The organism is Halomonas sp. GXIMD04776 (assembly GCF_049808615.1).
Taxonomy (GTDB): domain Bacteria; phylum Pseudomonadota; class Gammaproteobacteria; order Pseudomonadales; family Halomonadaceae; genus Modicisalibacter.
In genome coordinates, this window is the sequence record NZ_JBNCAN010000010.1 from 18262 (window position 1) to 37726 (window position 19465).

Genomic DNA, 19465 nt, shown 5'->3' on the forward strand with positions numbered 1-19465 from the left:
GAGATCATAAGCTGACTTTCTGTTATCTGGAATCTGCATGGAATGAGTGGCAACTTGGCTTAGGCGTTTTCATAACGAATGATTACGTAAAAACAGACGTGTTGAAGCTTAAAAAATTGGAGGGGGGGGGTATGTTTGCTGATTTTGGTGTTATAAATTTCTGGACGTACTTGATCGGTGCAACACTAATTGTCCTGGCGCCAGGTCCGGAAACTATGTTTGTGATTAAAACGAGCATCAGTAGCGGCATCAAACGAGGCTTTGCTGCAATATTTTCCATTCTCCTGAGTGACGTCATTCTGGTTTTTCTGGCATGGTGCGGGCTTGCTACGGTCATAAGCTCATCGCCTGCCTTGTTCAACGCTATACAATATGCAGGCGCTGCATATCTTTTCTATCTGGGTTTACAGACAATATGTGACGTTTTTAAGCCTGCCGTCGAAGCGTGCGAAGAAAGGAAGGTTAACGCTGATGGCCGACGGATAATCGGGCGCGGTATGCTGGTTACGCTGTTGAACCCCAAGACGCTGCTATTCTATATCTCCTTCTTTGCACAGTTCATTAATGTTCACGCCGAGGACTCCTGGGTGGCGTTTATTATTCTCGCGGCAGTGATGTTCGCAATTACCCTCTTATATTTTGGTTTTCTAGCTTTCTGCGGCTCATACCTGATTAGCCGTCTTAAGGGTAACCGCAGATTATCTGCCATCGGAAATGCATTAGTAGGCACATTCTTCATTGGATTTTCAGCTCGACTCGCAAGCGCCACGTCATAATCAATCGGATAGGGGCCGGGGTCACCCCCGGCGCCCTCCCACACCACCGTACGTACGGTTCCGTATACGGCGGTTCACGAAGAACGGCTAAGCTCTCTTACCTCGCCTCATTCACGAGGGCTCTGACCGGGCGATCTGAGATGGCTGGCCGTTGGCTTCTCTCATCAGGGACGGTATCGAAACCTTGATAGCCCGCTGTGTCATACCCGTATACTAACGTTCTATCGCCTTTCCATAACTTTCAGGAATCAATTTCACCCGTCAAACCAGCCGTGATCGTCGGCAAGGCCGCGTCGAGGCGGATGAACTGATGATCCTGAACCTCGGACACTCCCCTCACGCGATCTACCGCTCGACCGAGCTCATTGCCGATGGACTCGGGTTGCCGTCGAACATCGGCCAGTAACCAGGCGACCTACCAACTGCCATGCCCCCGGTGCTTGTGCGAGACAGGCATCCGGGGCATGGGTTTACCACGGGTTGGGGCGCCGTGGTTTACGCCGCTAAATACGCCTGCGTCGACGTCACAGTAGCGTAGCCGAACTCGAAGGCGGCCATCATCGCCGCATGCACCTGGGCTGCAGGCACGGTGACGCCACCGAATTCGAGATCGAGCGTAGCGCAGGCATCGTGCAACACGGTGGCTGGGTAACCCATGTCAACGGCTGCGCGCACGCAGGCGTCGACGCACATATGACTCATCGCGCCGACAATCACCACTTCTTCAACCCCGTGCGTATCGAGCAGCTGCTTGAGATCCGTGTCGCGAAACGCGTTGATGTGATTCTTGACGATGACCGGCTCATCACCGACCGGGGTGACATCAGGCTGGATCTCGACGCCATCCGTGCCCGGCACGAACACCGGCGCCTCACCATTGGCGAACTCGTGGCGGATGTGGAAGACAGGGATGTCCTTGGCCCGGGCATCGGCGATCACCTTGGCGGCATTATCGGCGGCCGCCTCAATGCCAGACAGGGGCAGCTTGCCGGTGGGCAGGTACTCGTTTTGCAGATCGATGACGATGAGACCACGCTTTTTCATGGTGTAGCTCCTTGGGTGGATGGATAGCCGCTATGGTCGCCGGTATCCGACATGGCGAGAAGTGGCGCCAAGGACATTTTCGGTGTCGATATCGACACCGATTCCCCACCGTCTTAGGAGACCATGCCCTCGATGCTTATCCGTGTGTGCCATGAGCGCTTGCGCTAAAGCGGCGACGGTACTCACTGGGGGACAAGCCGACGATGCGTGTGAACACCTTGCGGAAGGCGCTGGGATCGCTGTAGCCGACTTCCCAGGCCACACAGTCGATGGAAGCGTTGCCGAACTGGAGCAGCTCGCGGGCCCGGCCCACGCGGAGACGCTGGCAGTATTCGGTCGTCGTCATACCGGTGGCCTTCTGGAAGCGGCGCAGGAGGGTGCGCTCTTCCAGTCCGGCTTGAGCAGCCAGGGTCGGCAGTGCGACCTCCTTGGCCTGGGTGGCCTGCAGCCAGTGCTGCACCTTGAGCACCGCCGCATCCCCGTGGGTCAATCGGGGAGAAAACACGCTGTAGTAGCGCTGTTCCCGGCCGGGAGGATCAACCAGCAGCATGCGCGCCGTCTCGATCATGATCGTGGGCCCCAGTAGTCGATCCACTAGCTTGAGTCCCAAGTCCGTCCAGGCCATGAGTCCTCCGGCCGTCATGACATCACCATCGTCGATGATCAGCTGATCCGCATCCACGTGTACATCGGGATAGCGCTGTTGCAGCAATTCGGCATGCGTCCAGTGGGTTGTCATCTTGCGGCCCGCCATCAGGCCGGTGGCCGCCAGCGGGAAGGCGCCGGCGCAGACCGATCCCAAGGCGACGCCATCCGTATGTCGCTCGCGCAACCAGGCCGTCAGAGACGAGATTTCATCCGCCCCGACCGGTTCGTTAAGCGTGGGCGGCAGTATCAGCGCCGACAGCACGGAAGGCGCGTTTGAGCCACTATCGAAGATGCGTACCGGCGTTGCATCGGAAGTAGCCTGTTGCCAATGCGTTACCCGCAGTGGCGGCTCGGATTGCTGAAGACGCGATAGGGCCATGCGGTTCGCCACACGGAACAGGTCGGTCAGGCCCAGGACAGCCGCCTGCTGTGCCCCCGGATACAGCACCAGACCTATCTCGATCACCGGCATCTTTCCCATATGTCTCTAAGTCTCTCTTGTGACGATGCCACTATCGGCCACTTTAAATCCGGTAATGGAAACTGAAGCTGAAGTTCCTCAGGTGCTGGCTTGCAAGGCTTATCAACCAGAAAATTCGGAGTGGCAATGTTGTGCTCTATACCTGTACTGGGCGGACATCAACCATCTATTCCGGATACCCGTATTTTCCCAGATGCCCGACGAGCCCCAATATTACTATCGACAAACCTCCCAGAGAAAAATCGCGAATTATAAGATGACAGCAACGGTGGTATTTTTGAAGAGACTAAAAGAAACAAGAGGTCATTTCAAACGAGAATTGATCCTAAGTCTCCAACTTGCCATTCTATCTTCACACTTATCACTTTCGCTATCTTTCGGATGATGCACCGAATACAACACCTCACAGCTTCTACACATGCTACCTGGCCAACTCAACGAGTTTTTCACAACACCTTTAAAAATTTTCTCGATACGATTATCTATTTCCAACCCACTCTTAAAACCCACTATTCGTGTGGACATCTTTTTCTTATTGTCTGACGTATCAACCTCCAAAATATAGCGCTCTCGCCCATCTTCCAACCTGAATCTCGCTGTTAAATAACACCGCGGCTGCTCATCTTTCATTTTATGGTAGCTACAACGCGGAAGCTGGGGCAGCGGCTGTACTTTTAGCTCCTGAAGACTTATCTTTCCACCCGACTCCCCAGCTATCTGTCTTATGATCTTTTTGAGCATCACAAAACGGTTTGAGTACTGCTGCTCTTCCGCTTCTAATTGCTGATATTCTCCCGGAGCGATGCTGCCACCGATGACGTCATCGCCAATGCCCAAAACCTTAGGGTTATTGGGGCCTTCTAGCTCACCCTGAACTTCCTGCCCTAGAATGCCAGCCTTTTTGCCATTATAAGCAAGCTTCGTAGTAGCGGTGTTAGAGAAGACGATATCCTCCATCGGGAGTTCTATCAATTGCCTTTCCTTGGCCTCATCCGGTTCCTGCTCCGTATCCACCTCTATATCGTCGGCACCTTGTGCTCCAGAGCTTCCTCGATCTCCACCAGTCCCTCTGACCGGCAGCTTCAGGCTGGGATGGTGGAAGTAAATTTCCTGCTCGCTAGTTCTTGCATTCAAGCCCTGTAGGCCAGATATTTCCCAGATAAGCATTTCCCTATCATCACTATCATAGGGGCCCCTAACGTTAACCTTCACACCATCCAGAGTAATGGGTGGATCAAAATCAAACTGCCACCGCTGATAGCCATTACGTTCTCGTAGATCACGGTTCAGAAGCATCCAGATGGAATCAAAGGATCGGCGCACGTCTTCGTTGAGCAGGAGCCAAGCCAACAGGTTGCGGTAAGCCTTCTTCTTTAAGGTGCTGACTGGGGCACCGGTCTTAGCAGGCGTATGAATGTGGATAGCCTCTTCATCATCCAGTTTGACGTTGAAGATAATATCCAAACCACTGGGGTGGTATGCTGCCCTGACAAGGAATCCAGCATGGAAGAACAACTTCCGGGCTAGCTCGAACTTGGGAAGCCAGACGGTGATCCCCTCGGTATCGAAGACGAAACATTTCTGCTCGGCCACTTCCCGCCTCGCGGCCAGTCGCCTCGAGAGACGGGGACAGTCTCCCAAGCGCCGTTCCTGCCAAGAAGCCACCGGTGGCAGGGAAAATTCCTGCTTAAAGCCGCCACTCCTGTAGGGCTCATCTTCAAGATGCACAAACTGACGCCCCAATCCCATCACGCACAGTGCCTCGACGGCAAGGTTACGAGTCAGTTCCTCTCCTTGACCGTCCCTGAAATAGGCTGCCACCCGCCACGGCTGTCGGTCACCGCTGCGCCGGAAGTGGTTACCCATGGCCAGTAGCTTCGCATCGGTCGGTATGTCCTTGAAAAGAATCTTCTTCACAATGTTTCATCCAGGCCCTGTAGGAAACACCTGGCCAGCTCGGTCGTGCGCGACGACTGCAGGCCGCACAGGCGCTTCAATTCCCACTTGTTCCGAGCCCTACCTGCCAAGGCGTCGTTGATGAGTACCTTGGTCAGCCTCCTCACCTGGTACTCACCCAAACTCTCCGCATACTTATCGAGGAAGGCACTGCAGAGTGGCAGCCGGTGAAGATTCTTCTCTACCGAAGCAGAATGGGGGAGCTGACTGAGGAACCAAGTCTGGCTTCGCCGCGGAGTAGCCAGGTCTTCTGCACTCTCCCCCTCGACACGAATCAAACGCCTGGCCAACTGCCGGTCTCGCCAGGCCCAATCGATCTGGCAATGGTTGCCATGTTCGACTTTCCTGCTGGCATTCGTGGCCATCAGCCATTGACGGTCATGACGGTATAGCCAGAAATAGATGGCTTGACCACCTTGCTCCCTCGCCCGTTTCGTTCCCCCGGCCTTACTCAGCGCTTTGAGCCACTTTTCCCTCTGCCGAAAAAGCTGCCGATCAGTGTGACCAGTGACCTGAGACACCTCATCGCTCAACTTGTCTTCATCAGGCAGTCGGGCCACTTCCAGCAAGAGTGATCCGGCATCCTGTCCCTGCCTGAAGCAGCCCCAGACAGTGAGATGCTGGAGGAAACTGAAAGACTTGCGATGCTTGCGGAACATGGCAACGAACCAGTAGGGCGCTTTCGAGATCAACAAACCATTGGAATCCAACCAGTTACTGGAGTGGCTGGACAGCACCCGTTGCCAAAGCATGTCTATCCGGACGTGGTGCCCCGTTGTCGCTCCTCGTTCAACAGCCAGGCTGTGATAGAAACGACTCCACTGGCGAAACGTTGGCGAAGGGGCACCGGGCGACGACAGCAACTGGCGAACGCCTCTGGCAATCAGCAGATCGCTTACATCCGCCGGGTCCGGTGGCCCCCTGTGCGGGCAGTTCCAGGGGGAGGCGGCCTGAAAGTCATACCGCGAAATGCGGCGGAAGGGTACACGGGAATCCCGCAAGCGGCACAAGTGCTCGATACAGGCATTCGCCCCTATGACTTGCCACTCGCGGCGCCAATAGTATTCCCCATGCCGAGCGTGCATCTTGGCTAGGCAGGTGGGACATAACCGCAGCCAGGGAGGCCATTTCACCGCGGCCGTGGTGATCCCCGAAAGACCCAAGGTACCTGACTCGCCATCTTCCACCATGGCTTTCTCAAGGCGGCCTCGGCGTTCTGGAGTAATGAAAGGAGCATACAGCGGGAATAGCGTATGACGACGAACCAAGAGTGCCGCGTCCAGACCCAACGGCCTGCCGATGTTCTGCAACAACTTCCTCAAGTGATTTGGCAGATCCGTGGTAGCAGCCACCCAAGGGTCCGAAAAGTGCTGTCTCAACAACTCCTTTTGGCTGTCCAAGCCCAGATGGATCCGGCAACGAGCCAAGGCGCTGTAGAGTAGTTCATCCTGATGCAGCATGGGGAAGTACATCAGCCCGCCTCCCCCCAAAGGCTACGAAGGTCAAATACCAACCCTTGATCCTTGAACCGCCGGTAGGCCTGGCTCTCTGAACCCGAGACGTGGACCCGGCGTAGATCCCCGTCGGGTAGAGTTTTCCACTCGGCCCGTTTCACCCTGCTAGCCTTGGGTTGCTCGGTCTTCGTCCCGGCCATATAGGCGGTTACCTTATGGACCAAGGCGGCCAATGGCAGGTCAGGGTGACTGGATAGAATCTCATCAGCCATCGGTACCGCGATATCTTCCGGGATCTCCATCTGATTCAGCAGGTCACGCAGACGCTTGGCCTTGTCATCATTCACCCTTGGCCCTGCCTTGGTTTCCGGCAGTTTTTCCGGCACCGATGCCGCCATGGCAAGCATCCTGGTCTCGATCCCCGGCATCTGTAGGTCGTCATACTGATCAATGAGTTCCGGTCGGTTGCTCCTCAAGGCGGCCAGCATGGGGTGCACCGGCTTCAATTCGTCCTCGTAGACCTTACGCAGCAGAGCCGAAGAAATGCACTCAGCACCGGTGGCGATAGCACGGATCTGAGCCAGGACAAACAACTTCACGACGATGTCCATCACGCCCTGAGTGAGGTCGTACATCGTGGTTTCGAGCTCGTCATCCAGGGGCCGAGCATTGTGTAGCCACTGGTATTGCCAGAGGCGTTTCATCAGCTTGGACCACTGCTTGTCCCTAGGCAGCCTGTCCCAGAAGAGGCTGCCCATGCCGGATACCCGCCGTGCAGCCCGGAACGTCCGTTGAAAGAATTTCCTGGCTCTATGGGTGCCTACCTGAATCACCGGCACCCCGATGGTGTTCACCAGAGACACAAAAAAATTGTGCATCTTCTCTGCGCCGCCGGATCTTGCTTCATTGAGATTCTGTACTTCGTCGATGATAAGAACGCCGAGAGCATGCAGGTTGGCCACTTGGCACATACTTGCCAACAATCGCTTGGTACCGAGCCTCTTGCGTCCGTGGCTGCGGCTATAGTCGGTATGCAGTACCTTGTCGACCTGGTTAAAGAAGCTCAGGCATAGCTCATCCAGGTCGCCATCAATGGGGCAGTCAACTTTTAGGTAGGTTAACTGAGTGACACCATGCTCAGGATGATAGATCGCCTGCGGATACATACCGAGTATCCGTTCGAGTGTTCGGCTCTTGCCGCACCCCGAGCATCCGAACAGGGACAGGCTATTGGCCGTGGATACGACACCTTCGAAAGCTCTGGCCTCCAGGTTCTCCGTCATCACACGTTGGAAGCCGTTCTGTAGGTGCGCATACAAGGAACCGTTCGCCGGGTTCCGGCCCAAGTAGCCTTGCCGAATCAACAAGGAGATCTTGGCTTCCAGTTGCAGGTGATGACCCAAGGGTTGGAAGAAGGAGTGAAGCAGCCTGGCGATGGCGTGAACCCTCAGCCTGCCGTCCAAATTGTGTTCCTGCTCGTCATAGCGAGGCTTGAGCTGCAACCCAGATACCACCTGCTCTAATGGCATCACCGGAGGAAGGGCGCAGATCAAGGGGTTGTCCCGATATTCCTCGAGACCAGGATCCTGGTAACTCGCCTCGGGGATCTGCCCCTGCGTTGATGGCTCACTCATCACCATCCTCCCCAAACAGCAGATCCGTCATGTCGGGATAGGCGTGGTCGTCTTCACTCTCGCCGTGGATACGCACGACCTCGGCCGCGGTCTGCCGCTCCGACTTGGCAGGCCTGAAGGCAGTAGTGTGGCGCTCAGCCTGCTTTTCTTCCTGCTTGTTCTTCCTCACCTGTGCGCCCAGGTCCTGTCTGGCTATACCTGAACGGACGGGGCTGCTCTGTTCTGCCTCGTCGGCAATGGACTCGATCGTCTCCAGTAGTTTGCCTTTTTCCTTCATCGCCTCCATGGCGGCGTTAGCATCGCTTCTACGCTCAGCCCTGGACAACAACCAAACATCCCAGAAGGTCATGCCCTTGAAACGCCGACTACGGTCAGCAAGGTCGCAAACCCAGTATTCCTTGAGGTTGCTGGATGGCCGGATGTAAATATGATCGGCACTGCGTGGATCATAGGCCACCAATATCTTCTGCAGCCTGCGACCCTGTCCCCGGTGGAACCACCCCTCCTTCAGCGCCTCCTGGCACGTATAGAAGCAGCCGAAGATCCTAATACCAAGCTCCGATACGGTGGCTTGTTCATGAGGCAGCAAATTGATGCGGACCAAATTCTCTGGTGCTGTGCGCAACCGCCCGGTCAGATTAGCCAGTCCCCAGTTCCATAGTTTCACAGGTATGGCGGGTAGACTGGCAGGCATGCCGACGGTCCTGTCGTACTTGCTCATGGTATGGAAGTTGTTGTGCCAAAGGACGCCGGCGATGATATTCCTGGTGAACTCGGCCAGTGTCAGGCTGGCGTCTAGCCTGTAGTCACGCCCGCCACGCTTGCGGCTGGTGGTTCCTTCCACTACACCGCTAACGTAAGGCTTGAAACGATCCTGAGCCGTCCTGAAATAGCGCTCTACTATGCCCTTGGCATCCCCGCGCCGGGCTGACGCATTTTCTATACGCACACCGAATGCTTGGGAAAATGCCTCGACCTTGGTGCCGTTCAGTTCACCTTTATCGGCCAGCACCACGTCAGGTAAGCCCTGTACCGGCCAATCATCGGCATCGATGTCCAAGCTGTACTGACGACAGTATTCCACCTTGTCCAACACGGTGTTAGCCAGGGCCACCATGGCGCTGACCCAGGATGGTCCCTCGAAACCAACGTACATGCCGGTCACCATGCGGCTGAACACATCCACCACGATGTACACGACGGGCCTGCCGACGATCAGGCTGCGATCATGCTCGGATACCAGGTAAATGTCGGCTATGGTGGCATCTATTTGATAACGATGGCCTGGCCCCAGGGTCTCGGTCGTCGAGGTACTCGTAAGGGGGCGAACATCCTTGGCGAAGTCGACGGCGGAAGTGCGGCGCGCTAATGTGTCGACAAAGTGATATTCGCGCCTATAGAAATAGCGGAATTGCTCCAGCGTGGGTAATTCCTTCGCCGGGAGGTCGGGCCGAATGGCCCCGATCAGATTCAAAGCGGCAGCATAGGCATCGGTAACTGACGGATGCTTTTCCTTGAGCAGCCGCTCCTCGATAACACGTCGGAAGATACGTTCAATGTCAGGAGTAATGTTGCTTCCTCGGCCATCCCGGACGATACGTGGTCTCCCCAGCTTGACGTGGCCCGGTTTACGGCGCTTCCCTCGTCCCCCGGAATTGATGTAATCCGGTAACAAGGCGTTCTTGCACATGCCGCGCTGCCAGTAACGCCTCAAGAGCCTGTATACCGTCTGCTTGGTGACACCGTGGCGCTGCATGATGGCCGTGACGATTCGCCCCCTGGACCGGCGCTCGAACAAACCGGGATCCAGCACCGCCTCTGTAATCATGGCCCAGGCGGCGTCGCGCTTCTGCCGGTCAACGGAGCCTTCTTCTACTTCCCGTAACGTTCTGTCCAAGAAGGGATCATCTATTCTCTGAATGGCCCCATCCATGAGCAGCCGTTCCAAATCGGTGACTGGAATCGAAGCTGGTAGAGCAGTGGCCGAATCGATGTCGATCCAGATAGCCAGCTCCGCATCACACCAGAGCAGGCGCCTACGATGTTCATCAATTCGAAAAACCTGGTTAACGGGAAGCACGGAGTACCTCCTGCCATTGGCTTTGGGGAATTCCAGTAAGATCCGCCGCCTTGAGCGTCCGATACGGCTTATTGATATCGAAAAGAAAATAGTGCTGCGCCAACAGCTGGCGGAGCCAATAGAGCGCTTGACCAGGTTCCAGCCCATAGGCCATATCCAAACCTTGGGCGATGGTCGTAAGCGGCCGGTCGGGATCGCGCTGGAACTCGTGCAGATACAACTTTTGGTAGTGATCGAGCTCGTCCATGGAGAGCTCATTTTCAGATTGGGCAGGATAGAGCCATTGGATGTTAGCGAATGCCGTCTTGGAGACCTCCCTTTCGGTGACGATGGCCCAAGGAATTTCCTTCTCAGCCCAGTACCGCCTCTCGAGTTCCAGCCTCTCGACGACCTCCGACTTCTCGAGATCGCTGCTGTACTTGGCCTGGATGGCCATAGCCGGCCTGGCGGAATCATCAAAATCGACCAGGAAGTCGCTGCTCAGCACCTGTGGAGTGCCCTTGAACCTTGCATGAGGAAGGCCGGCTTCTTCGGCGATCCGGACCGTGTCCTCAACCCGCAAGGGAAACTGTTCTCGGACGTCGACGACCCTTGGCGACCAGTCCAGCGAAAGGAAGACCGCAAGCTCGAGATCGGACAGGAGATGATGCATCCGCTGGCACTTGCTGCCGAACAGCCGATGGGAGCGCCCTAGCGAGGAAACGTCCCTGGTATATATGAATGGCTTGTAGTCGGAGCCACGGCCTTGCCCACGCCCCTCCTTCAGTCGCTTATCGATCTGCGCCTGATTGAGGCCCTTGAAAGTTCCAGCCATAAAAGCCAGCGCCTTGTGTTGTTGAATTCAACATAGCCGACACTGGCTTAGGATGACATTTTATTATCAAGGATGATACTTTATTTTCAGGGATGATACTTTATTTTCCTCCCACATCTATATCCTTCAGCGCCGCCACAGAGCCCCAGGGGCGTCCCTCGGCGACAAGCTCGGCCCGGGCAGGACCGATGTGGGGCAGCCCCTCCAGGGCACCCTCCGGGCTCTCGTTGAGGTCTATGCAGCTCAGGTCGGACGGCGCCACGTCTTCGCTCGGTGTGGCGTCAGTGCCAGGCCAGGCATAGAGCTGAATCTCAGCGCCATCGGTGGCCAGGAAAATCGGCGCGTGGTCGGAGACCCTGGACCGAGCCTCCTCGTGGTTCATGCCCAGCAAGGTGGGAAACGGGATCACACCAGTATCGCTGATGGAGAGTTCGTTCGGGTTGAGCCAGAAGTTGTCGTAGAGGTGCCGGTACACGCCGGTCTCATGCGCCAGCGTGGTCGCCACACGATTCAGCGCGGGAGAGGCGCCAGCAGATCGCAGAGGCCCCCAGGCCTCGTGGTCCGGCTCCAGGTTGAAGTCGCCGGCCAGGACTCGCGGCGTGTCTGGGTAGACCTCCTCCAGCCATCCCCAGTAGTCGGCCAAGGCCTCCACCTCCCGCGCACGTTCGCTGACGCTATCCCCATAGATGACATGCAGGTTGGCCAGCGCCAGCTCCTGCCCCGTCTCGCGATCGCGGAACATGGCTGAGTAGGGCTCACGGGCGAACACGTCATCATGATCCAGGAACACCACTGCCCCCTCAGCGTACTCCACCTCCGACAAGCGCCAGACAAAGCCGTAGTGCTCCCGGTAACGCTCCCCCTCGCCAAGGGAATGGCTGGCCATGGCTCCCCAGGCTTCGCCGGTTGTCGACTCGAGGTGGGCGACCAGCTCCTCGAGGGCGCTCTCGTCCATCAGCTCCTGCAAGGCGATGAGGTCCATCGACTGGGCGACATGGGCGACCTTCTCGACTTCCTTGCCGTTGTCCCAGCCGAGTTGGCGCACATTCCAGCTACCCAGGATCATGTCGGCTGGCGCCAGGGTGGGAGAGAGCGCCAGCACAGCACTGGCAATCGTGATGGGGGCTTTGAATGTCATGGTTCCTCCGTGCTTAGGATTTATCGCCCCGTGTCGGTTGTGACGCATCGGAGCGCTGGTCTAACTGGCCACGCAACACCTCTTCACGGGCGTGCGAGACCGCGAGTTCTGTCCGCGTATCGGCCAGCTCTTGCCTGATCCCCTTCAGCTCCTCGATCTGCTCCCGGGCGGTCTTCAGCTCGGCGTTTGCCTCACTGGCCGAGGCCCTGAGTTGGTCGATGGTGCTTCGTAGGCTGGCGCTCTCTTCCTTCAGCTCGTCGTTCCGCTTGGCGGTCGAGGCTTGCTCCGAGCGCAGGCTGGCCTGCTCCTGCTGGAGCGAGGACAGCTCCTGGCTGACCTCTTCCAGGGTCTGCTGGTGGCGTGCTTCCCGCTGTCGTGCAGCCTCAAGCTCTCTGGTGGTGCTCTTGAGGTCACTCTCGACGGTGGCCAACTGGTTGCCGATCGAGGCCTTGTCCTCGCGCAGCTGATCCACGGCCGACTGCAACTGCTGTACCTGGCCCCGAGCTGTCTCCAGCTGGTCGCTTTGCCGGCTCAGCTGGCCATGGAGATCGTTGACACGCTCCATGGCGTCCTCGGCGCGTTGCTTGGCGGTAGCCGTTTCGGTGGCCAGTGTCTGGTTCTCTTCCGTCAGACGTGCAACCTGTGCCTTCTCGTGTTCGTGGTCCTCCCGCATGGACGCGATCCGGGCCTCAAGCCGCTCGACCTCCCTGAGGGCTTCATCTCGTTCGTCATGGGCCGCCTTCAGCTGCTCAGTCGACTGGGCGCGAATCCTCTCAACATCCTCATCCGCCAGCTGGCTGGCGCTACGCCACAGCTCAGCACCAACGCGCTCGAGGACCGTGCGAATTTCCTTGGGCATGTCCCGGATGGCGACAGCCGTGACCATCTGGCTCTCCCTCCACTCCCGCATGACTGGCGAGATATGGGACAGGGAGCCGCCGCCCAGGCGCTCCCGGACCTGCTCGTTGGTGGGCTTGTCCACGCCTTCCGCTACCAGCTCTTCCGCGGCCGCTACAATGCGCTGTTGGATCTCAGGCTTGATCGTCATGCCTCTCTCTCCCGGTGTATGTATTGTATGTATGTATAATACATACAATACATACATAGCGCCACGGGAATCGCCCGTCCAGAAAAAAGCCTTCCCGTGGGGGAAGGCTGTTGAATGGGTGTTGCTGTCACGCAACCGCAGTAGCGGCCGGTGAATCCGAGTCTTCATCAAGCATCCCGCACTCTTGTGCGAGCTGTTCAATGAAGGTGACCGCCTTCTGTGCATCCGACAGAGCACGGTCCAGCTCCTTCGCCTGATCACCAGTAAGCCGTGAGGCCCAGCCGGTGAGGTAGGACGCGGAGTTTTCCGGGGTAGCAGGCAAGCCAAAACGCATGGCAGCAAGCCAGGCGCCAGCTTCCGCTACTACCTCCTCTCGAGCGCGATCGCTTTTGTCGCGGTTCAAGCGGTTGGCAGCGCCAGTCGCATGAATCAGCTCATGCAGCCCAGTCGCCGCAATTTCGCTGACTTCATGGAACTGCTCAGGGCGAGGCAGGCGGATACCGTCCGTAGAGGGCCGGTAGTAGGCCTTGTCGCCTCCCCAGGTCAGAGCTACCCCTGAGGCCTCAATCAGCCGCGCAACGAACTGCACGGGCTCTGGTTGGGCCTCAATGACGGGGGGCTTGGCAGCTTCCGTCAGCGGGTCAGCCAGCTGCTGCTCGTTGAAGACGTAGAAGATTCGGTTCACCGGGATGACCTTCTCCTCGATGTTGCCGTTCTCGTCCTTCTCGCGCTTCTTGTGGAATTTCCAGAATTCCACCGGAGTGCCCTTCTCACCCTTGCGAGGGTGTGTGCCAAGATCCTTCGCTTGCTTGAAGGTGACCCAGGCAGGGCTCGTGTAGCCGAATCGATCTGCTGCGACCCAGAGGCTCACGATATTCGACCAACCCGTATACACGCGGCCTGATGAGGCGTTGTAGGGCTGGCTCACATCCGTGTCACCAGGCTTCCAGGGTTTCTGCCAGGGGGCGGTGCCTTCCTTCAGGCCCTGGATGAGTGCTTCCCGAATGCCGTCGATCGCACGCTTGCTCTTGCTCATGATCCATCTCCTCTCTCATTCCTGCGGAATGCAGGTCTCGTGGGGAGATAGGGCGGGTGGTGACACGAAGGGCGGCCAGGTCAGTGATCTCCCTATCTCTGGGTGAGGCCCGGCAACGGGTATGAGAGAGAGGAGAATGTGATGAAGCGCACGAACCAAATGGATCTGTTCGCAGTATCCGAGCCGGCTGAGGTCTATGCCTTCCCTGGAAAGGGGCTTGCAGTGGAACCTGGCCAGCGCAAGAAGGAAGAGGACGCTGTGATCGCAGAGGCTCTGCGGATCATCGAGAGCCGGGTCTATGGCAAGTACCAGGACTTTCACGCCGTTTTCACTCGGCCGAACATCGTTCTGGACTACCTGACGCTTCGCTATGCCACCGTGCCCTACGAGGTCTTCTCGGTTAGCTGGCTGGATTCCCAGCATCGGTTGATCGAGCATGAAGAGCTGTTCCGGGGCACGCTGGACAGTGCTTCGGTCTACCCGCGTGAAATAGCTCGTAGGGCTCTGGAGGTGAATGCTGGGGCTGTGATCCTATCGCATAACCACCCCGCGGCGACGACAGAGCCGAGTCATGCAGATCGTCAGATCACGAAGCGCATCCAGGAGGTTCTTGGGTTGCTCGACGTGAGAGTGCTTGATCACATCATCGTGGCAGGCACGGAATGCACGAGCTTCGCTGAACGAGGCTTGATGTAGCGATAGCGGCCTAGCCGCTTCATAGCCCCTCTGGCAGCTTTGCTGGAGGGGTTTTTTCATGGCCAGTGTATGGGCCTGGGAAGCAGTTAGGGCTCCTGTGGTGATGGCTCGAAGCCCATACCTGCCGATGGTCGATCGTCCCGAACCGTCTATGCGGTTATAGGTAGTAAAAGGGTTATAGGGTTTGGGCGGGGCTAAAACAGGGATAGGGGCGGTAGAAAAGCGGGTAACCTGATGAGTTAAATGGATGTTTGCCGAAATATCGGTGCAGCATCCCCACCGCTTGCGGTGCAACATCCCCACCGCCTGCGGTGCAACATCCCCACCTATGGCCCAAAGTTATTCAAGAGATACCCACAGAAAACTCGAAATTGTCCACATTTGATGGGGTTGTGGCGCCTTCGGTGCAGCATTCCCACCTATGAAAACGGCCGCCATCCCGATTGACAGTCACTCCTCCATCTGGGCTCTCCCTTTCGGTGCAGCATTCCCACCGAAAAAAGCAGCCACCCAACTGATTAAAAAGTAACCAGTGCAACATCCCCACCGAAAGTGGCCGCCTTCGGTGCAGCATCCCCACCTACGAAATGGCACTTACCCACAAGGTTGCCCACAACAAATGTGGATACCGGGACGGGCCACACACACTTTATACCGTTAACATTTGGAGCGATGCCTTGCCCCCAGGTCGGCAGCTCGAGGACAGAGCGGGGATGGGCTGGATCTCGACTGGCCTGGGCTTAGGTATGGAGGGTAGGGGAGCCGTAGGTTCCTGCTTGAGCACAAGAGGAGGCAGAGCTGTGGCCGGTGCCCATCGTGGTTTCACGGATGGTGGCAGCGATCGTGCGTTCACATGCGGCGCAGCGTCCCCACCTATCGGCAAGGCCGGTGCTGGCGCCCGTGGTGGCCATCGGTGCAGCGTTCCCACCTGCCGGCACGGCCAGGAGACGGTGCTCGAGGTGCCCATCGGCGCAGCATCCCCACCTATCGGCAGGGCCGGTGCTGGCGCCCGGGGCAGCCATCGGTGCAGTGTTCCCACCTACGCCAGCATGTGACCTGGAGCCGGTGCTCAAGGTGGCCTACGGCGCAGCATTCCCACCTACCGGCACGGCCAGGAGACGGTGCCCAGCGCGGCCATCGGCGCAGCATCCCCACCTACCGGCACGGCCGGCAGCTGGCGCCCCAGGGGGCCATCGGTGCAGCATCCCCACCTACCGGCAGGGCCGGGAGCCGGTGCCCAGCGCGGCCATCGGCGCAGCGTTCCCACCTATCGGCAGGGCCGGTGCTGGCGCCCAGGGCGGCCATCGGTGCAGCGTTCCCACCTATCGGCAAGGCCGAGAATCGGCGCCCAGGACGGCCTGCGGTGCAGCGTTCCCACCTACTGACAAGGCCGGGTGACGGGGCTCGAGGTGGCCATCGGTACAGCGTTCCCACCTACCGGCACGGCCAGGAGACGGTGCTCGAGGCAGCCATCGGTGCAGTATTCCCACCTGTCAGCAGGGCAGGGTGCTGGCGCCCAGGGCGGCCTGCGGTGCAGCGTTCCCACCTACGCCAGCATGACCTCGAGCCGGCGCTCGAGGTGGCCATCGGTGCAGCATCCCCACCTACCGGCACGGCCGGGAGCTGGCGCCCAGGACGGCCTGCGGTACAGCGTTCCCACCTATCGGCAGGGCCGGGAGTCAGTGCTCATCGTACTTTCACGGACGATGGCAGCGATCGTGCTTTCACCTGCGGCTGGCGATCCTCGCAGCTCCTCCCAAGACAGGCGCGTTGCAGGCGGCCTGCGGTGCAGCGTTCCCACCTATCAGCAAGGCCGGGTGCCGGTGCCCAGGGCGGTCTTCGGCGCAGCGTTCCCACCTATCAGCAAGGCCGGGTGCCGGTGCCCAGGGCGGTCTTCGGCGCAGCGTTCCCACCTATCGGCAAGGCCGGTGCTGGCGCCCGTGGTGGCCATCGGTGCAGCGTTCCCACCTGCCGGCACGGCCAGGAGACGGTGCTCGAGGTGCCCATCGGCGCAGCATCCCCACCTATCGGCAGGGCCGGTGCTGGCGCCCGGGGCAGCCATCGGTGCAGTGTTCCCACCTACGCCAGCATGTGACCTGGAGCCGGTGCTCAAGGTGGCCTACGGCGCAGCATTCCCACCTACCGGCACGGCCAGGAGACGGTGCTCGAGGTGCACATCGGCGCAGCATCCCCACCTATCGGCAGGGCCGGTGCTGGCGCCCGGAGCGGCCATCGGTACAGCGTTCCCACCTACCGGCACGGCGAGGAGACGGCGGCCGGGGCAGCCATCGGTGCAGTGTTTCCACCTATGCCCTCACGGCCGGGAACAGTGCTCGAGGTGGGCAGCGGTGCAGCAGACTTATCCTATCTGGAGAGGGGAGCGGTTTTCGGTATTAGCAAATTCTCGCCTAATAAAAATGGCCGCAGAAAACATCCTGCGGCCAGCTTGATTAGAGGAGTTTATATGAGGTCTATTCACTCTTCCCAGAGTTTGTTAAAGCCTTCTTGGCAGTAACTATACCATTCTTGTAGTTTGCCTTTTTCACCACCTTAACAAATTCTTTGGTGGGGTATATCCTGTAGACAATATCAACCAGTTTCTTTCCATCCTTTATTCGTTCTCCATCATCGTAACTTTCGATGACATTGTGTTCCTTCAGCGTTTCAAGAGCTGTCTTCATGGCCCTCACGTTCGTCTTCATGAGGTCAGAGAGGCCCCTTGGGCTCCCTTTGAGGAATGAGACAAGGCGCGGCGTGTAGGGGTTGCTGGAGGATGCTTGGCTCCAGTGGTGGCTCATTCTCTTATGTATATAGCGAGCCAATGGGCTCTTGATTGCCATAGAAGTTTTGTAGTCATACAGCCTGAAAGTATGGTTATGAATGCTGTCCGTTACCAATGGATTGAACTGCACATAACACTTTGTATCGCCTTCGCGTAGTTTCAGGTCTTTTCTTGTGGTGAGCCCTACCATAGGGAAAAAGCTGGATGAGATTACTGTTTCGCCGTCCTCAGAGACCGTCTCAAGCTGTGCGCCACGGCACACAAGTATGGCCTCTTTTATCTCGCTGAGCTTGAATTCGTGATTATTCTTTTTAAGCTCATTGCGAAGCTGGTAAAAAGTAAAAAGCACACCAACTTTTCCATCGATCATTGCAATTCCGCCGTTTACGGCGAGTTTTCTTAGAGCATCTTCAATGATTTCTTCACGCTCACCAGGATAAACAAGCTCCGGTTCTCCGGGGCGTGTTTCGATAAGGGCAGGGCGAACCTTTACCTTTATAACTCTTCCACCGACACGGCACTCTCTTTCCTTTGCCGCCGCTTGACGAATATCTGTGAAACGGCGGCGCCTATCTAATGAGTATTTGGGCAAAGAGTCATAAATGTCGATGCTGTTGCTGTAGTCTTTATCACGAGCATCCAGCAGGCTGAAAAGGTCGAGCTGCGGCGTCTTGCTCACCGATATTGCCTGTATGTCCTTGTCATTGCTGCGCTTTTTCGACATCGTAAACCCCTACAGCCTGCTGCTAAATGTGGCCTTTTATTTCTCTTCAATCAGCCAGGAGTCAACAGTTTCTGACCCGTACTGCTCTTTCCAAGCCTTCAAAGTCTTCTGGTTGCCGCCTCTAGTCTCGACAATCTCACCAGTTTCTGGATTCTTGTAAACTTTAAGTTTGCGCTTCCGCCTTGTTTTACTGCTAGAAGGTTCTGGTGATGAATCAGGAGCCAGTGCGGCAATAATCTCGCCGGGAGACTTGTCATATTCATTCATCAGCTCCCTCAGCTTATCCAGAAATTCCTTTTCTTTCTGGAACTGAGGAGACTCTTCTAAATCCTGCATCTTCTTGCGTATCGTTTTGATTTCCTGCTCGAGCTGGAAGTACCTGGAGAGCATGCTCATCGAGATTCCTCTGAATATGGCAAGTGTGCAAAGCACATATTGGCGGCATGGAAGTCCGGTGTCAATGGCACGGCCTGGATGATGTTGACCAGACTGGCGCCCTCGGGGTGGCCTCGGGGAGCGTGCGAAATGGCGCGATCTGGCGAAATCCGCAAGGGTATGGCGAGCAAAGCCTCTCAGATTTTGCGTACAGGCGCCTAAAAACCGACAGGAAAACCGGAAAATGCTTTTAATACCAATAAGATAGGAATTAAGAGCGGGGTTGTGAGTGATGCTTATAATCCACAAAAAATGTAGCTCGGGCTGGCTATCCATATCTCTACTTATTAAAATGGTCCTTTAAGAAAGTAGAGAAGGGCGATAGGGGTAACTAGCCTGTCCTGAGGGCCACTGGAGAAGGATTCACGCATGAAGCTACAGGCCATCTACAAGATCGCGCTCGTCAGCGACACCTTGGTGGTGATCATCGATCAGGATGGGCCGCGCTCCATCACCAACGATGCCCAGGGCGTCATCGACCGCCTGACTGCTGAGCTGGGTGACCTGGGGCGGCGGCGAGTCTACTACCGCGACACCATGGGGCGCTTCGATGAGATCAGGATCGAGGGTGGCCGCTTCACCGGCTTTGCCCCCTGTAGCGAGCATCAGCAGGAGGCCTTTGCTGAATGGTGCCTCGAGGAGGTGTAGCGATCGATGCGCTGCTACACGGGAGACCTTGCTCATCGCTCCCTGGCCAGGGGAAGTGATGGCCATGGCTG

16 protein-coding genes are annotated in these 19465 nt (G+C 57.3%); 4 read left to right on the forward strand and 12 right to left on the reverse strand.

All coding sequences use genetic code 11. The annotated features are described in order from the left end of the window. Nucleotides 1-131 precede the first annotated feature (131 nt). Nucleotides 132-776: a leucine efflux protein LeuE gene (gene leuE / locus ACPF7Z_RS08305; protein WP_425192802.1), complete on the forward strand. Its 645-nt coding sequence runs from the start codon at nt 132-134 to the stop codon at nt 774-776. 495 nt (nt 777-1271) lie between these two features. On the opposite strand, the gene ACPF7Z_RS08310 is transcribed toward leuE, so the two are convergent. From ACPF7Z_RS08310 to ACPF7Z_RS08355, 10 genes are all read right to left on the reverse strand, one after another. Next, on the reverse strand, nt 1272-1820 hold the full coding sequence (locus tag ACPF7Z_RS08310) for a cysteine hydrolase family protein (protein ID WP_425192803.1): 549 nt from the start codon (nt 1818-1820) through the stop codon (nt 1272-1274). Nucleotides 1821-1956: 136 nt separating this feature from the next. After that, the gene (locus ACPF7Z_RS08315; protein WP_425192804.1) at nt 1957-2949 is read right to left on the reverse strand and encodes a GlxA family transcriptional regulator; all 993 of its coding nucleotides are present in this window, start codon (nt 2947-2949) and stop codon (nt 1957-1959) included. A gap of 303 nt (nt 2950-3252) precedes the next feature. Then, on the reverse strand, nt 3253-4866 hold the full coding sequence (locus tag ACPF7Z_RS08320; RefSeq protein ID WP_425192805.1) for a Tn7-like element transposition protein TnsE: 1614 nt from the start codon (nt 4864-4866) through the stop codon (nt 3253-3255). After that, entirely contained in the window at nt 4863-6377 is a 1515-nt protein-coding gene (locus ACPF7Z_RS08325; RefSeq protein ID WP_425192806.1) for a TnsD family Tn7-like transposition protein, read from the reverse strand. Before ACPF7Z_RS08325 ends, ACPF7Z_RS08320 begins: the two co-directional genes overlap by 4 nt. Then, a complete protein-coding gene (locus ACPF7Z_RS08330) occupies nt 6377-7993 on the reverse strand; it encodes an ATP-binding protein (RefSeq protein ID WP_425192807.1) in 1617 nt (538 codons plus the stop codon). The genes ACPF7Z_RS08325 and ACPF7Z_RS08330 overlap by 1 nt, the downstream gene beginning before the upstream one ends. Further along, a complete protein-coding gene (locus tag ACPF7Z_RS08335) occupies nt 7986-10073 on the reverse strand; it encodes a Mu transposase C-terminal domain-containing protein (protein WP_425192808.1) in 2088 nt (695 codons plus the stop codon). Before ACPF7Z_RS08335 ends, ACPF7Z_RS08330 begins: the two co-directional genes overlap by 8 nt. Beyond that, nucleotides 10060-10725: a TnsA endonuclease C-terminal domain-containing protein gene (locus tag ACPF7Z_RS08340; protein WP_425192809.1), complete on the reverse strand. Its 666-nt coding sequence runs from the start codon at nt 10723-10725 to the stop codon at nt 10060-10062. The genes ACPF7Z_RS08335 and ACPF7Z_RS08340 overlap by 14 nt, the downstream gene beginning before the upstream one ends. A 262-nt stretch (nt 10726-10987) precedes the next feature. Beyond that, nucleotides 10988-12025, reverse strand: a complete 1038-nt coding sequence (locus ACPF7Z_RS08345) for an endonuclease/exonuclease/phosphatase family protein (protein ID WP_425192810.1) — start codon at nt 12023-12025, stop codon at nt 10988-10990. Between the two features lie 13 nt (nt 12026-12038). Then, nucleotides 12039-13073: a DNA-binding protein gene (locus ACPF7Z_RS08350; RefSeq protein ID WP_425192811.1), complete on the reverse strand. Its 1035-nt coding sequence runs from the start codon at nt 13071-13073 to the stop codon at nt 12039-12041. Between the two features lie 127 nt (nt 13074-13200). Beyond that, on the reverse strand, nt 13201-14109 hold the full coding sequence (locus ACPF7Z_RS08355) for an ArdC family protein (protein WP_425192812.1): 909 nt from the start codon (nt 14107-14109) through the stop codon (nt 13201-13203). Between the two features lie 141 nt (nt 14110-14250). Between ACPF7Z_RS08355 and ACPF7Z_RS08360 the strand changes: the two genes are divergently transcribed. Next, a complete protein-coding gene (locus ACPF7Z_RS08360; protein ID WP_425192813.1) occupies nt 14251-14805 on the forward strand; it encodes a JAB domain-containing protein in 555 nt (184 codons plus the stop codon). Nucleotides 14806-15718: 913 nt separating this feature from the next. Then, nucleotides 15719-16900 carry a hypothetical protein gene (locus tag ACPF7Z_RS08365; RefSeq protein WP_425192814.1) on the forward strand — a complete coding sequence of 394 codons (1182 nt, stop codon included), beginning with the start codon at nt 15719-15721 and terminating at the stop codon, nt 16898-16900. A gap of 376 nt (nt 16901-17276) precedes the next feature. Here ACPF7Z_RS08365 and ACPF7Z_RS08370 read toward each other — a convergent pair whose 3' ends face one another. Next, on the reverse strand, nt 17277-18311 hold the full coding sequence (locus tag ACPF7Z_RS08370; RefSeq protein WP_425192815.1) for a plasmid replication protein: 1035 nt from the start codon (nt 18309-18311) through the stop codon (nt 17277-17279). A 36-nt stretch (nt 18312-18347) separates the two neighbouring features. Next, nucleotides 18348-18707, reverse strand: a complete 360-nt coding sequence (locus ACPF7Z_RS08375; RefSeq protein WP_425192816.1) for a histone-like nucleoid-structuring protein, MvaT/MvaU family — start codon at nt 18705-18707, stop codon at nt 18348-18350. A 408-nt stretch (nt 18708-19115) separates the two neighbouring features. Between ACPF7Z_RS08375 and ACPF7Z_RS08380 the strand changes: the two genes are divergently transcribed. Beyond that, the gene (locus ACPF7Z_RS08380; RefSeq protein ID WP_022524309.1) at nt 19116-19394 is read left to right on the forward strand and encodes a hypothetical protein; all 279 of its coding nucleotides are present in this window, start codon (nt 19116-19118) and stop codon (nt 19392-19394) included. The last annotated feature ends 71 nt before the right edge of the window (nt 19395-19465 follow it).